This is a genomic window from Pseudomonas laurylsulfativorans, from assembly GCF_002906155.1.
Lineage (GTDB): Bacteria > Pseudomonadota > Gammaproteobacteria > Pseudomonadales > Pseudomonadaceae > Aquipseudomonas > Aquipseudomonas laurylsulfativorans.
Genome location: NZ_MUJK01000005.1, coordinates 345,113 through 359,880, shown reverse-complemented (window position 1 = coordinate 359,880; position 14,768 = coordinate 345,113). Strand labels below are relative to the sequence as shown.

At 53.2% G+C, this 14,768-nt stretch carries 13 protein-coding genes and 1 pseudogene; 9 read left to right on the top strand and 5 right to left on the bottom strand.

Going from position 1 to position 14,768, the window contains the following annotated elements; translation table 11 throughout:
- Nucleotides 1-67 precede the first annotated feature (67 nt).
- The 5 genes from B0D71_RS18445 to B0D71_RS18420 form a co-directional block, all read right to left on the bottom strand.
- Nucleotides 68-472, bottom strand: coding sequence for a DUF6957 family protein (locus B0D71_RS18445; protein ID WP_103396039.1), 405 nt, complete (start codon nucleotides 470-472; stop codon nucleotides 68-70).
- Between the two features lie 175 nt (nucleotides 473-647).
- A complete protein-coding gene (locus B0D71_RS18440; RefSeq protein WP_103396038.1) occupies nucleotides 648-956 on the bottom strand; it encodes a hypothetical protein in 309 nt (102 codons plus the stop codon).
- A gap of 535 nt (nucleotides 957-1,491) precedes the next feature.
- Entirely contained in the window at nucleotides 1,492-1,932 is a 441-nt protein-coding gene (locus B0D71_RS18430; RefSeq protein WP_240629016.1) for an MbcA/ParS/Xre antitoxin family protein, read from the bottom strand.
- A gap of 288 nt (nucleotides 1,933-2,220) precedes the next feature.
- Nucleotides 2,221-2,670 (bottom strand): antitoxin Xre/MbcA/ParS toxin-binding domain-containing protein, encoded by a 450-nt coding sequence (locus B0D71_RS18425; protein ID WP_103396036.1) that lies wholly within the window; start codon nucleotides 2,668-2,670, stop codon nucleotides 2,221-2,223.
- 146 nt (nucleotides 2,671-2,816) lie between these two features.
- Nucleotides 2,817-2,996, bottom strand: coding sequence for a type II toxin-antitoxin system prevent-host-death family antitoxin (locus B0D71_RS18420; RefSeq protein ID WP_103396035.1), 180 nt, complete (start codon nucleotides 2,994-2,996; stop codon nucleotides 2,817-2,819).
- Nucleotides 2,997-3,584: 588 nt separating this feature from the next.
- Here B0D71_RS18420 and B0D71_RS18415 point away from each other — a divergent pair.
- The 9 genes and pseudogenes from B0D71_RS18415 to B0D71_RS18375 all read left to right on the top strand — a co-directional run bounded on the left by B0D71_RS18415 (nucleotide 3,585) and on the right by B0D71_RS18375 (nucleotide 14,619).
- Nucleotides 3,585-4,061, top strand: coding sequence for an antitoxin Xre/MbcA/ParS toxin-binding domain-containing protein (locus B0D71_RS18415; RefSeq protein ID WP_103396034.1), 477 nt, complete (start codon nucleotides 3,585-3,587; stop codon nucleotides 4,059-4,061).
- A gap of 306 nt (nucleotides 4,062-4,367) precedes the next feature.
- Nucleotides 4,368-5,489, top strand: a complete 1,122-nt coding sequence (locus B0D71_RS31135) for a TniQ family protein (RefSeq protein WP_108724266.1) — start codon at nucleotides 4,368-4,370, stop codon at nucleotides 5,487-5,489.
- A 456-nt stretch (nucleotides 5,490-5,945) separates the two neighbouring features.
- Nucleotides 5,946-6,164: pseudogene (locus B0D71_RS18405) on the top strand (organoarsenical effux MFS transporter ArsJ); the annotation flags it as partial.
- Nucleotides 6,165-6,236: 72 nt separating this feature from the next.
- Nucleotides 6,237-7,778: a GapS1 family protein gene (gene gapS1, locus B0D71_RS18400; protein ID WP_103396033.1), complete on the top strand. Its 1,542-nt coding sequence runs from the start codon at nucleotides 6,237-6,239 to the stop codon at nucleotides 7,776-7,778.
- A 154-nt stretch (nucleotides 7,779-7,932) separates the two neighbouring features.
- The gene (locus B0D71_RS18395; protein ID WP_103396032.1) at nucleotides 7,933-8,274 is read left to right on the top strand and encodes a hypothetical protein; all 342 of its coding nucleotides are present in this window, start codon (nucleotides 7,933-7,935) and stop codon (nucleotides 8,272-8,274) included.
- Nucleotides 8,275-8,373: 99 nt separating this feature from the next.
- Nucleotides 8,374-9,630, top strand: a complete 1,257-nt coding sequence (locus tag B0D71_RS18390) for a TolC family protein (RefSeq protein WP_103396031.1) — start codon at nucleotides 8,374-8,376, stop codon at nucleotides 9,628-9,630.
- Entirely contained in the window at nucleotides 9,627-11,111 is a 1,485-nt protein-coding gene (locus B0D71_RS18385; RefSeq protein WP_103396030.1) for an efflux RND transporter periplasmic adaptor subunit, read from the top strand. Before B0D71_RS18390 ends, B0D71_RS18385 begins: the two co-directional genes overlap by 4 nt.
- Entirely contained in the window at nucleotides 11,108-14,266 is a 3,159-nt protein-coding gene (locus tag B0D71_RS18380; protein WP_103396029.1) for an efflux RND transporter permease subunit, read from the top strand. The genes B0D71_RS18385 and B0D71_RS18380 overlap by 4 nt, the downstream gene beginning before the upstream one ends.
- Nucleotides 14,263-14,619: a copper-binding protein gene (locus tag B0D71_RS18375; RefSeq protein WP_103396028.1), complete on the top strand. Its 357-nt coding sequence runs from the start codon at nucleotides 14,263-14,265 to the stop codon at nucleotides 14,617-14,619. Before B0D71_RS18380 ends, B0D71_RS18375 begins: the two co-directional genes overlap by 4 nt.
- Nucleotides 14,620-14,768 lie beyond the last annotated feature (149 nt).

Below are 14,768 nucleotides of genomic sequence, written 5' to 3'. Positions count from 1 at the left end.
ATGTGCCACTAACGAGGCGACAATCTAGCAATACCAACCTACCAGCACGGCTGGTAGCTAGGTCCTATCAATGGAATGAAAAGATTGTTATCAATGATGCCTTTTGCTCAGCGCCGTCTCCCACAAGCACGTATACCGTGTTTCGCGTCTCAAAAAGAAACCCGTCTAGGAACTGAACACACATGCTGGAACGGACCCAATCGCCGGGTTGAAAGCGGCCCTTACTGTCGTAGACAACTTCAAAGGCATACACAAAGAGCGGGAGGTGGCCGGCCCTTTCGACGGTTTCAAGCTCTTCGGGTGTGAGGTCCGCAAGGAAGAGCGTCCAATCTCTGACTAGGCAGTAAGGCTTAGCTGGGTAACGTGAGATAACCATTGTTGTCAGCTTTTCTAAGTCCAAAGACGTTCCATGCCTTGCGTCTCGGGGACCACCCAAAAACTCGTGGCGTTCATGTCCATCGTCTGTATTCATGAAATCACCTTCTCAAGTGATCGCAGACTGGATCTCTACATTTGCGCGAGTAAGCTCAAGGCTCACAATGCTGGAGTTATCCACAAACCTGCATATGGGCTGCTTGGTCTGCGTCATACCTTGCTTAGTGGAGTCCGCTCACAAGAAACGATCCTGCGAGCAATTTTCAACCGCGCTATTTTGAGTCGCCGAAGAAATCATCCTTAGCGATCATGCCGAAGTCGTCGCCGGCAAAAGCCCCTTCCTCATCGTTAAAGAGATTTTGGGTTCGCCGTTCCCGCTTGAGGTAGCCACGCGTCTGAAAGAAGCAGGTTTCGCAGAGGTGCAGTTCATACCGCTCACCGTCATGCTTTGCTCCATATCCCCAGTGCGCCTGAACGATGGCAAACTGAAGTCCGCCACCGTCCACACGGGTGGAGCACAGACAAATGTCGCAAACGATATCCGTAACTGCGTCGACCTCAATTCTCTCGATAATCTTCATCAGCTATCTCCAACCATGGGGTCGAGATCAAGCATTAGCATACTGCTGCTCACCGAAGATCACTGCTCAATCCAGAGGGCAGTCGTGTCCGTTGATCGGGTAAACCTTTTGTGATGGCGGGGAGCCGTAGTATCCATTGGATAACGCCGTTCAGAGGGACAGCAGTGAAAAAGAATGACCGAATGGAAGTGCTGATATTTTTGCGCTACCGAACTGAGGCTCAAGTCGTGTTGGCGAAGCGCACTGACAAGCGCAACCGATTCTTGGACTCTGCCTTATCGAATGGGCCTGAGTTTGAGCCCATTGGCTGTCTAGCAGGCTGCCGCCAAACCGCGGCGGAGGATCACCTCGTCAATAGGTGAGGCTACGAATAGTTAATCTCTGTCTCGGTCTATTTGGAGCCATATCTGGTTTAACGTCGTTGAATGGCCGATTATTGCTTCACGCTAAGGGGCCAACAGCGGTCGGAAGATAGATAAACCTGTTTCCGGCACGAATCCCCAAAGCTGAGGCATCCATTCAAGCAGCGGCGCATCTAGCCGTGAATAATCCCGTCCACCTCGTCTTGCGCGGCTAATATCACATGAACCGCATCCGTGGAAACCAAGTCTCGTGGACGTTTGCCACCGAGCATTCCATTCGGCGAAAAAAACCAGAACGCCATCGACCAACTGCCTTTGGTAGGAGAGAGAATAGAGATTATTTCTTTTAATTCTGGATAAGGGCTGAGCCCAGCTTGAGTGGAGAACGCATAACAGGGAAATAGACTACAGCCTTGATGTTCGATCGAGAAAATTCGATTGCCTACCCCCCACTCAACCAAGGCCGGAGTAAGTATTTCCGCGGGAACACTGAGATGCTGTGCAAGCCTATTAACAGGCAAGAAGTCGCCGCATCCTAAAATTTCGTTCTTGGCTTGAGCGAGCATTTCCTGCTCTCTAGCGAGAATTCTGCACCGGATCTCGTCTTTTTCCACAACGCCACCTCGATTCGGATTTTTTCCCAATCGTACTCCGCTGGCAAGTCGACGTAACGGTGTAATCTCGCCACTCATCTGGCACGTAGACCACCGAACATTCCAACGTCTAGCCATTACCCGGCTGAATTGCGGCTCGGCGGCACCGTAGATCGGACCGCTAGACTTGGCGAATTTAGTGCTCTGAGGCCCCTATAGGAATCTTAGACACATGGCTGTTGAGGACGTCGTAAGGAGTAAGGCAACGAGCCAAGGCGGCTGTCTTATGTTTAAGGAACTGCCGAGCATCTATAAGGCATAGCCCTCTGCGATTTGCAGCAGCATCAACTCGACCTGATTTAAGCCGCTAAGTGTCGTCAGCATCCTAGCTGGCGTTTGGCCGCTAAAACGAGCTTTAGGCTTATCGAGCCAACGCATTGCATTTTCCGGACGTCCAAAGACAGCCTGGGCCATTGAAAAAATATGCGCATATCTGAACAGACGGTCGCTTTCAGCGACGTTCAATGACTGTCCGCTTTGGACTCGAGATTTCAATGCTCGCAACGAGATTATCTGGCTTCGTTGGGAGATTGAGACTAACCCGGCGGCGGCAAGATCCATCAACTTTGTGGCCGGGAAGCCGTGCGTTATCAACGTGTGAATCTCTAGGTCACTTGCTGACAGCGGAATGCCCAGAAACAGTTGGAGATTCGCGCGGTAAGCGGCGTACCCTTGCTCAGGTAGAGATTCAGCAATCATGACGCACCTCCTGCACATCGACGGCCCTGGAGCTAAAAATCTTTCTACGAGGTACGTGGAGAGGCTGGTTTCACCTCTGCTGGTGGCGTGAGCATTCTACCGCGACTCTCAGTCTTACTGAGTCGCCCTGTGTTTTATATACGCCTCTAGGCCTTACAATGAGACCTTGTAGAAGATGCCTGGCCGACTTGAATCGCTTCGGTACCCTCCAGCCAGCAAATTTCTCGCCCGTTCTTTGTTATGACGAAACTGTGACCTTGGGCGACTAGAGCCAAAAGGCGGCGGAGTCGCCGGCGAGCTTGGCTACAGCTGACGTGTGTACGCATAACTGAGGCACTCGTAAATAGGTTGTTCTAGAGCATAGCGTCCTACTGGCCTCACGTTTGGTGCCCGAGGCCCCCCGGAGCGACTGATCGCTCTTGATCCCATCTTCCTGGTGCGCGTCAATTCGTTAGTGGACGGCATCTATGTTGATATCAACGCTTCGCTGCCGGCGGATGATGAATGTCACACTCTGCGAGATACTACGCCATTTACCCAACTCGATTCCTTTCCTGACCGCTCGCTCCCGCTCGTCTCTTGTGCTTGCATTGCACACCGGATGCAAACGGTGGTCACCACCAACGCAAACGCTTGGTCAGTAAAATTGCAATTTGGTGGTCATGTGCGATGCAATTACGCAGTCTTGAGAACCCGACCGGGCAACCACGAGCTGATTCACTAGCGCGCGGAGCGATTGTTAGCAGATAGATACGGACCCAACCGCTCAATTCGCCGAATCATGTCCGGAGTCGATTTAGCGGTTCAGGGGTCGATAATCACAGGCAACGGAAAATGCCTAGGGAAGTGAAGTCTCCCTGCCGTAGGCCGAATGCTTCATTTGACGTAAAAACACATTGCAGGGTGGAGTAATAATGCCCACATCAACAACGCCTCGGCGACGTGCAGAAACGACAAACAAACCGTGTGAAGCAATAGTCGCCGCTTTCTGGGAATTCTGTTCAAAACAGAATTCGCTTATGGAAGCTGAACGGTTGTTACAAATCAAGGAAGGTTTATCTGCTCACCTTGTCCATGCTGTTCGCGACACCTTTGATCTTCAGAAGGGCACATTGGAAACGCTCTTTAATGCGTCCTACTCAACGCTGGAACGGTTTCGGCGCAGACAAAAGCCCCTCGATCCTGTCGCATCAGAACGCCTCGATCGAATTGCTGTGGTCTGTCTCCTTGCTGAGGATATCTTCGAGAGCAGAGCGGCTACCGTTCGGTGGATGTCCACACCGAATAAGGCTCTCGGCGGAAGTACACCTGTTTCGCTTTGCGTTACCGAGATTGGCGCCAAACAGGCTTGTCGTGTACTTCACGCTCTGGAGTCGGGCGGTGGTGGCTGATTCTGTACAAGCGAAGAGCGCAGGCCAAACACGCAATTTGCTTTGGAGTGGCGTCTCTCGATACGTTTAGACATTCTATCAGTGACTATGCCTGCCACCTTACGTTGCTATAATTGCTTTCGATTTATAACACTGTGTTAGTTAGATAGCCATGATACATGGCATAACAGGCCAGGATGCCTAGCTCAAATGTTAAAGATTCTCCTGGGCGGGATAGTTGATATTTTTGATGGTTAGGATTCTAGAAGGTGCCATGGGTATTTATTTTTTTCGTGCTCGCTAGAGTACAAAAATGACAGAAAACAAATGAATCAATTAGACTGTATTGAATTATTTCCATGTCCGTTCCCTGATGAAAGTTTAGAGTCTGTAATTTATAGATATCACTTGCTCATTGGGTCAAACAGTGAGACGGCCACATCCATTGCTATGTTTAATGCGTACCGGTATCCTGGAAGTTATAATCTAGAGCATGTTCGCGTGCTAGTAGATAAGTTGTATGGAGTTGCTAGCGGAAAGTTTGATTTATTTTTGGTAAATCATACTTACTATAGGTTGACTAAAAACTTTCATTTGGGAGATGTCTCGGGTTCGATTCGAGATGGCGTTTGGCTAATTAAAAGCTTCGGACTCTCAAAGTTTTGCCCAATGTGCGTAAGAAATGATATCGAAGTTTTTGGTGTTCCGTATATCCATAGATCTCATCAGCCAAGTTTAGTTGATTTTTGCTGGGAACATCATGCGAAGTTGATTGAAATTAAAGATAGGCCGGTGCGTGGTATATATTTGTGTGCGAAAGATTTCTACCAGTGCCTAAAAGAAATTGCCAATCAAGAAGTAGAGACGACAAGCTCTAAATTTCAAATTAGAGTCGCGAATTTTGTGCATAAAATTTTGAATAATCATCTTCCTGAAATAAAGCGCTCCGATCTAGTTAGAGCTGTGGAATATAAGTTGTGGCGCTCTGGGAAGATAAAGAAAAAAGTTGGTTTCAGTGGCCGAGTGCCAAAAAAACACAGGAATCGGTGGGTGGTGGATTCGCTTACTAAAGCGTCAGTATATCGCGATTTAACAGAGCTACTTCCTGGCAGTCTTTCAGTTTCAGCACTGCTGCTAGCTTTTTTTAATAGTTTTGAGGAGTTTCAGTTAGCTATATTAGAGGCTGTTAAGTATCGCGATATTTCTCAAGTCCCAGGAGATGTGAAAAATAAAAGCCTCGTATGGTTCTATCGCAGGCATGCTTTGGCCCTAGAGGGACGTCGTTTCAATGATGAAACTATAAGCCAGTGGCTAACAGTAAATGATAAGGAGTGGCATGATGAGTATTTATCAGTTGTTAGTAGGATTCCACCCGATAAAGATTATTTTAAAGGGTGTTTAGACGAGCTAAAGAGTTTTGCTTATGAATCAACATACATAAGCCGCTGATAAAAATTCCAGCCAACAGAAGTGTCAACTCGATGGATACAATCAGTCATCGTACAGTGTTGAACAATTCCGCCATCGATTGGGTAGCAGATACAGCCCCGGAGTATTGAAGTTGGGGGAATGCACAGAGCTCTCCCAGTTGTATTAGATCTTTCCAGCGATTCGAGTCGATGTGACAACCATGTTTCAGGTGCATTGACTGCCAGGTCCTTCGAACCAAAGCGTATCGCTCCTATCATTGATCCCAATGAGCACAGCAGCGCTGCGGTCCAGCCCCATGGTGCAGTGGACTGGCTCATCTCGAGGATCGTTTACTCATTGTAGAAATGAAGAGCTATGGCCGGGCGCCTACATTTTTGTTGATGACGGGGCATGAGCAGATGCGGTCAGTTGTCGCGGCGTTGGCAGGTGATTGGGATGCAGCCAAAAAGGTTGAGCTGGACCTCCCGGAGACTGGCGTACCTGATCGTGTCCTACGCCAAGGAAGATGGCGTGTCGCTAGATGTGGGGTTTTACTACATGTCGAACGCAATGGGGCGACCGATCGGCACTGTGCTCTCCGGCTGGGTTTATCAGGTGTATGGGCTGGAGGCTTGCTCGTGGATATCGAGCGCATTCGTGTTGCTCACAGCACTGATCTCTATTGCGTTACCGAGGTATGCCGAAGCGTTTTAATCAACCTAAAGGCGGCTTGGAATCGAACGCTGTGTGAGAATGTCATTGATCTCAAACAAGGATGCCACTCTCATGGCGAAGCTGCCGATCAGAGCAAAGAGTTTCGACGAAGGCTTGACGGAAATTCAACGCATTATTCGACACTACGACCCGCTCAGCTTATTGGAAGCGGCGTTGAGGTATCTATACAGTCCCACCAAAGATCGCTTTGAGCAGGCATCCAAGCAGCCATGGTTGATCATGTTGTTTATTAAATGGATTTTTCTAGATCCATTAGTAAATAGCCCATTGAGGCGCCCCTCAATCTCTCAGAATGAAATGCTTGAGTTGCTACAAAAGGTCCTTGATCTGACGGAAACCGGTAGCCTGCCCGATGAGTACGAAGACGTACGGCTTTTTTTCCGGGCGGTGGCCTACCAGCAGTTTTTTCATCAGACAGAGAGCGGCTTGGTTGATATTGCTCGTCAGGAGCTTTTGTTCGCAAAAGTCCCGGAAAATCATTATTTCAAAACTCGTTTCCTGAATGGCACCGGGGTTTCCATACGGGACTTTCTGCGTCTTTCTTTTGCGGTCCTTGCTAGCACGAAGAAAAGTGGTCCTGTACTTCAGCGAGCCACTCTTTTTGGTCTCTGTCCAGCCTTTACACCGATGGCTGTAGACGCCTATCTACGTACAGTTTCTGTCGAAGTTGGAGATTTGCATCGCACCTTAGAAGAGGTAGATAAGGACGGACGCCACCCGAACGAGTATTTGCAGCAAACGCCCTTCCTAAAATTCCCATTCATCAAGGTTCGCTCCGAATATTTGTGTGTGTCCCATCATGTTCTTGAGCGATCCTTGGGACATTTCATCTACGACTACCTCAAGCGAGCTGACGTAGACGGGTTCAATAACGCTTTTGGAAAGTCGTTTGAAAAATATGTAGGCGACTGGTTGAGCAAGTCAGGGTTGCCGACAGCCAATGAGAGCGAATTGAATCTGGTCCTGCCTGGTCAAGGGAAAGTCGTCGATTTCATTGTTGCCGATGGTGATTCGAATGTGCTGATCGACGCCAAAGGTGTGGAAATGGCGCAGCGGGGTATGGTTGCGTTTCAACGGGGGGATGTTCGTCGAGCGACCCAAACGTCCTTGATTAAAGCTTTCGAACAAGGGCATGAGGTTGCTGCTCGAATCGCTTCGATGGGCGGTGATCATCCCGTGATTAGTCAGCGCTCCTCTACCTACCTGCTGGCTGTTACATACAAAGAGCTGTACATCGGGAACGGAGTTACTTTCGCAGCCGTTGTAGGAGATGCAGTGCTCGAAAAAATTCGATCCAAATATGCTGAGCAACATTTGATCCCCGTCGAAAATATTTACTTCCTCACGATTCATGAATTTGAAGAGCTGATGAGTCTGGTAGCAAGCGAAAAAATTGGTTTAGTAGAAGCCTTGGAGAAGGCTAAACAAGCTGATTCTGAGCGGATGACCCAAAAATTCAATTTCGAGCTGCATCTCCATGAGTGGTCGAAGCAACTGGGCAGAGAGCAACCATTACGAGAAATCCTCAAATCGATGGTGGATGAAATGCGCGTTGCGTTTCCTGCTCAGTCCGAGACAGCGGCGCAGAAATAAATCGGGACGCAGTTCGTCAATCACTTCAATTTCGCACTGATAATGCTGGCTTAATTTAGAACCAGTGATATCGCCTGGATCAGGGCCTTTCGATAGACCGCTGAGAACATTCATCCAATTGTAAGAGCCATTTTCAGCGACTACACTCCAGCCCATGAAACGCTACCTGCGGTTTTGCATCATCTTCATGATCAGCTTGGCGCTTCCCCTCAGCGGGATGGCGGGTGTTCAGGCACCAACAGAACCATGCCCAATGAAGGCAATGGGCATGGCGATGATGGACGACATGGGCATGGACTGCTGTAACGACATGAAAAGCCCTACCGAGCACGGCAAACCTTGTAAGCCGGGCCAGGAATGCAAGACAGGCGGCATGCTGCAAGTCTCGATCTTCAAGCCTCCTGTAACCGAACTCAGCCCCGTCGTGATTTCCTTCTTCAGCGATTCCCTACCCGTACAGACCCCGTCCGGGGTATGGCGACCGCCTCGCGTTTGATTCCTGTCCCACGTTGAGCCTCTTTCCGCATTAGCGGGATGGACTAGCTGCGCGCGTGTCTTTTTCCGCGCGCAGTGGATGATCACAGGAATCGTAACCATGAACTCCAAGTGCTATTGCACAGGTTGGTCCCTCGTGGCCGGTCTGGCGGCAAGCGTATTAGTATTGCCGAGCTTCGCTGCCGCCTTGACACTCGATGAAGCGTTGCGGCTGGCCGAAAACAATGCACCGTCGCTGACTGCACAAGACGCCAAAATTCAGGCTGCCAGCAGCGCGGCTATTCCAGCCGGTGAGCTACCTGACCCCAAACTGCTGCTGGGCGTGCAGAACTACCCCATTGGCGGTCCGGATCGCTGGAGCATCGACCAGGATTTCATGACCATGCAAATGGTTGGGGTCAGGCAAGAGATGCCCAATAGTGACAAGCGCAAAGCGCGCGTCGAGGTCGCCGATGCGGCCATTGATCGCGCCGCTGCGGAGCGTCGAGTCGAACGCCTGAAGGTTCGCCAGTCCACGGCGTTGGCCTGGATCAGCAGCTACTCGGTTGAGCGCAAAGACGCGCTGTTCCAGGACTTCTACAAAGAAAACCGCCTGTTGACCGATACCGTCCGGGCCCAGATTGCCGGAGGCCGCGCTCAACCCGCCGATGCGGTGACGCCCAAGCAAGAAGCGGCTCAACTGGCGGAGCAACAGGACGATCTGATGCTCCAGAGAACGCAGGCCAGAGCAGCCCTCAAACGCTGGATTGGTTCCGCCGCCAACGACAAGCCTGTGGGCAGCCTGCCTGAATGGCCTGTCGAAACCTCAAGCTACTCCCATAAACTGCAACACCATCCAGAGTTGGCCGCATTCGCGCCGATGACCCGTGAAGCGCAAGCCAAAGTTAATGAAGCGGTGTCGGAGAAGCAGTCGGACTGGAGTTGGGAACTGGATTACCAGCACCGTGGCCGTGAGTTTGGCGACATGGTCAGCGTGCAGTTTTCATGGGATCTGCCGCTGTTTCCTGACTCTCGCCAAAACCCCAAAATCGCAGCCAAACAGGCTGAACTCAGCCAGCTTGAGGCCGAGCGTGAAGCCTTGTCACGCGAGCACACTCAGCAACTGGAAAACGAACTGGCTGACTATGAGCGCCTGAATCGTGCCGTGCGCCGAAACCAGGAAAGCCTGGTACCACTGGCCAAGGAAAAGGTCGAACTCAGCATGGCCAGTTACCGGTCGGGCAAAGGCGATTTAAACGCCGTTGTTGCCGCCCGACGTGAACTCATCGAAGCCCGTCTCAAACAGGTCGAAGTGGAAGAGCAGCGAGCGCTGACCAGTGCGCGTCTGTATTTTGCTTATGGGGAGTCCAGCCAATGATCCTTAAAAAAGGGAATGGGGCATTGCTGGTAGGTATCTCGCTGGCATTGGGTGTTGTTGGTGGCTACTGGTTCGCTCACCAGCGCATGAGCGGAGTACCAGGTACCGCGCCGGAAAAGAGCCTCAGTTCACCGGATGAACGCAAGGCTCTGTACTGGAACGACCCCATGTACCCGCAGCAAAAGTTCGATAAGCCGGGCAAGTCGCCCTTCATGGACATGCAACTGGTCCCCCAGTACGCCAGCGGCACAGGGGACCGTGCGAGCGTCAGTATCGATCCGAGCCTGACCCAGAATCTCGGTCTGCGTTTTGCGACTGTCACTCGTGGGATCTTTGACTCCAGCCTCGAAGTAACCGGTGCCTTGACGTTCAACGAACGTGATGTCGCTGTGATTCAGGCACGCACCACTGGCTTTGTGGAGCGGGTCTATGACCATGCTCCCGGCGATGTACTCAAAGCCAACGCGGTGTTGGCAGATATCCTGGTGCCTGAGTGGGCCGCTGCCCAGACAGAGTTTGTAGCACTGAAGCGCAACGGGGATGCTGACCTGTTGGCTGCGGCTCGCCAGCGACTACGACTTACCGGGATGCCGGCAACACTGATTACTCAGGTAGAGCGTGACGGTAAGGTTCAGCCCTACCTGACGCTCACCAGCCCCATTGCCGGTGTGCTGCAAGAATTGAACGTACGTGCGGGCATGACCGTGGCGGCTGGCGATACGTTGGCACGCGTCAATGGCTTGAGCAGTGTCTGGCTAGCCGTGGCCGTTCCAGAATCGGATGCCGGATCGATCACCGTGGGGCAGGCGGTCGAAGCGCGTCTGCCAGCCTTCCCAGGGACAACGCTCAATGGCAAGGTCAGCGCGATTTTGCCCGAGACCAATCCGGACAGCCGCACCCTTCGTGTGCGGGTAGAACTAGCCAATCCGGACGGACGCCTCAGACCGGGTTTGACCGCGCAGGTACGCCTGAATCGTTCGACCGGGCAAAGTGTGTTGTGGGTGCCGAGCGAAGCCGTCATTCGCACTGGCCAACGTGCTCTGGTGATGCTGGCCGAAGAAGCGGGTCGCTATCGCCCCGTGGAAGTGCAGCTTGGCCAGGAAAGCGATGGCAGGACAGCCATAATCAGAGGTCTGGAAGAGGGCCAGAAAGTGGTCACGTCGGGTCAGTTCCTGCTCGACTCGGAGGCCAGTCTCAAGGGGGTCGTGGCCGGTTCAGTGCAAGAGTCGCCTCCCAACGTAGCTACCTCTGGTTTGCATGAGGCAGACGGGCAGATCGTCGAGATCAACGACAAAGAAGTCACGCTCGCCCACGGTCCCTTCAAGACACTGGGCATGCCTGGCATGACGATGACGTTCCCACTCGCCAATCCGACTCTGATGCAAGGTCTCAAAGCGGGCGATAAGGTTCGGGTTGCGGTGAGTCAGACCGATGATGGTTTGCGTGTTGAACGTCTGGATAAATCGGGGAGCCATCTATGATCGCTGCCCTGATTCGTTGGTCCGTGGCCAACCGATTCCTGGTGCTACTGGCGACACTGTTTGTCACGGCTTGGGGCATTTGGTCGGTGCAGAGCACGCCCATCGATGCGTTGCCAGATCTCTCGGATGTTCAGGTGATCATCCGCACCCCTTTTCCGGGACAGGCGCCGCAGATTGTCGAGAACCAGGTGACCTATCCGTTGGCCACCACCATGCTCTCGGTGCCGGGAGCCAAGACGGTGCGTGGCTATTCCTTCTTCGGTGACAGCTTCGTTTACGTGCTGTTCGAAGACGGCACTGACTTGTACTGGGCTCGCTCGCGGGTGTTGGAGTATCTGAGCCAAATACAAAGTCGGTTGCCGGCCAGCGCCAAGCCGGCGTTGGGACCGGATGCGACGGGGGTGGGCTGGATCTATCAGTACGCGCTGGTGGATCGCAGTGGAGGACACGACCTGGCGCAGCTACGCGCACTTCAGGATTGGTTCCTCAAGTTCGAACTCAAGACCCTGCCCAACGTGGCGGAAGTGGCCACCGTGGGAGGCATGGTCAAGCAGTACCAGGTGCAGCTCGATCCGCTCAAACTGGCCAGCCTCGGCATCACTCAGGCTGAGGTGACCGAAGCTATCGGCAAGGCCAACCAGGAAACCGGTGGTGCGGTGCTGGAGATGGCAGAGACCGAGTTCATCGTGCGCGCTTCCGGATACTTGAAGACGCTCAATGACTTTCGGGCGATCCCGCTCAAACTGGGTGCGGGTGGCATACCGGTGACCCTTGGCGATGTCGCCACAATCCAGTTGGGGCCGGAAATGCGGCGTGGCATTACTGAACTCGACGGCGAAGGCGAGACCGTCGGCGGCGTGGTGATTTTGCGCAGCGGCAAGAATGCTCGCGAGACCATTACGGCAGTCAAGACCAAACTTGACGAACTGAAAAGCAGCCTGCCGGCCGGGGTGGAAATCGTCACCACCTACGACCGCAGCAAGCTGATCGACCGCGCTGTGGAAAATCTCAGCCACAAGCTAATCGAAGAGTTCATCGTCGTCGCGTTGGTATGTGGGATCTTCCTCTGGCACCTGCGCTCATCCCTGGTGGCGATCATCTCCTTGCCTGTTGGTGTGTTGATTGCCTTCATCGTCATGCGCTACCAGGGCATCAACGCCAACATCATGTCCTTGGGTGGGATAGCCATCGCCATCGGCGCCATGGTCGATGCCGCCGTGGTAATGATCGAGAACGCCCACAAGAAGATTGAGGCTTGGCACTTGGCCAATCCAGGGGAGGAACTGAAGGGTGAGCGTCATTGGCATGTAATGACCGAAGCGGCAGCAGAGGTAGGCCCGGCGCTGTTCTTCTGTTTGTTGATCATCACTCTGTCGTTCATTCCGGTGTTCACACTGGAAGCCCAGGAAGGTCGGCTGTTTGGCCCTTTGGCTTTCACCAAGACCTACGCCATGGCCGCAGCGGCTGGATTGTCAGTGACCTTAGTGCCAGTGCTGATGGGTTACTGGATCAGAGGACGAATCCCCAATGAGCAACAGAACCCGCTAAATCGTTGGCTGATCCGGATCTATCAGCCAGCCCTGGACGCAGTCTTGCGTCGACCAAAGATAACGCTGTTCGTGGCGCTATTGGTTTTTGTCAGTGCGCTGTGGCCAATGTCTCGATTGGGTGGTGAGTTTCTTCCACCGCTGGACGAAGGCGATCTGCTCTACATGCCTTCAGCTTTGCCGGGGCTGTCGGCGCAGAAGGCCGCGCAACTGCTGCAACAGACCGACCGTTTGATCAAGACCGTTCCAGAGGTCGAACACGTCTTCGGTAAAGCCGGCCGCGCTGAAACCGCCACCGACCCGGCACCGCTGGAGATGTTTGAAACCACTATCCAGTTCAAGCCGCACGAGCAATGGCGTCCAGGCATGACGCAGGAAAAGTTGGTGGAAGAACTGGATCGAGTGGTACGAGTCCCTGGGCTGACGAATATCTGGATACCACCGATTCGCAACCGTATCGACATGCTAACCACTGGGATCAAGAGTCCCATCGGAGTGAAAGTTGCCGGCACCAACCTGACGGAGATCGATGCTGCGACTCAGGCCGTCGAGCGAGTGGCAAAGGGCGTGCCCGGTGTCAGTTCGGCTCTGGCCGAACGACTGACCGGTGGCCGCTATATCGATGTGGATATCGACCGCAAAGCCGCCGCTCGCTACGGACTGAATATCGCCGATGTGCAGTCGATCGTGGCCGGCGCTATCGGTGGTGAAAACGTCGGCGAAACCATTGAAGGGCTTGCACGCTTCCCGATAAACGTCCGTTACCCACGGGAGTGGCGGGATTCGCTCGGCGCTCTGGAGCAGTTGCCAATCTACACCCTGCTAGGCAGCCAGATCACCCTTGGCACAGTGGCGAAGATCAAGGTCAGCGACGGGCCGCCGATGCTCAAAAGCGAGAACGCACGGCCTTCAGGCTGGGTGTACATCGATGTGCGTGGTCGGGACATTGCCTCGGTGGTTGCCGATCTGCGCCGGGTCGTCAATGAGCAGGTCAAGTTGCAGCCCGGCATGAGTCTGAGTTACTCAGGGCAGTTCGAGTTTCTCGAAAGGGCCAACGCACGACTCAAGCTGGTAGTACCCGCGACGCTGTTGATCATCTTCGTGTTGCTTTACCTGACGTTCGCCCGCTTCGATGAGGCCTTGCTGATCATGGCCACGCTGCCTTTTGCACTGACTGGAGGTGCATGGTTCCTCTACCTTCTGGGGTTCAACCTGTCGGTGGCCACCGGGGTCGGCTTTATCGCACTGGCCGGGGTTTCTGCTGAGTTTGGCGTGATCATGTTGCTCTATCTGAAGAATGCCTGGGCCGAACGTGAAGACCTTGGTGACAACTCCGAGCGCGGGCTGGTGGCGGCGATACGTGAAGGTGCTGTGCAGCGAGTTCGTCCCAAGGCCATGACCGTGGCCGTCATCATTGCGGGTCTGTTACCCATCCTGTTGGGCAGCGGCGCGGGTAGCGAAGTGATGAGCCGCATCGCCGCGCCGATGGTCGGCGGTATGGTCACGGCGCCCTTGCTTTCCCTGTTTGTCATTCCGGCGGCTTATCGTTTGATGCGCCGCCGAAACCTCCCCGTTGAACCCGTCATCCGTGAAGGAAAAATCGTATGAAACTGACCCTGATTGCAGTTGCAAGCACCATAGTCACACTGTCTCTTTCTGCCCTGGCGGAGGACATGCCCGGCATGAAAATGGACGGTATGGAGGGCATGCAAATGACGCAGGACGTAAAGCAGACTCCAGTAGCCAAAGCGGAGGGCACGATCAAGGCTATTAACTCCGAGAAGCACACTGTGACTATCGCTCATGGCGCCGTACCGGCGGTGCAGTGGCCTGCTATGACAATGGCATTTTCTGCCACGGCGGACCAATTGGCGGGTCTAAACCCTGGAGATCAGGTGATTTTCGAATTCAGGTCTGAGGGCGCGAAAGCGACAGTAGTGTCCATTAAAAAGATGAAATAACCACTAGACGCTTAGCCCCTCTCTCACACAATGAAGGAGGAAAGGGGCTAGCGTCTGTTTGAGATTTTGTTGTTATCCAACCGCGATCACATTCAACCGCCGCGACTTGAAGCCTGTGACAAACCTAATTGTTTCAAAAGCGATCTGAA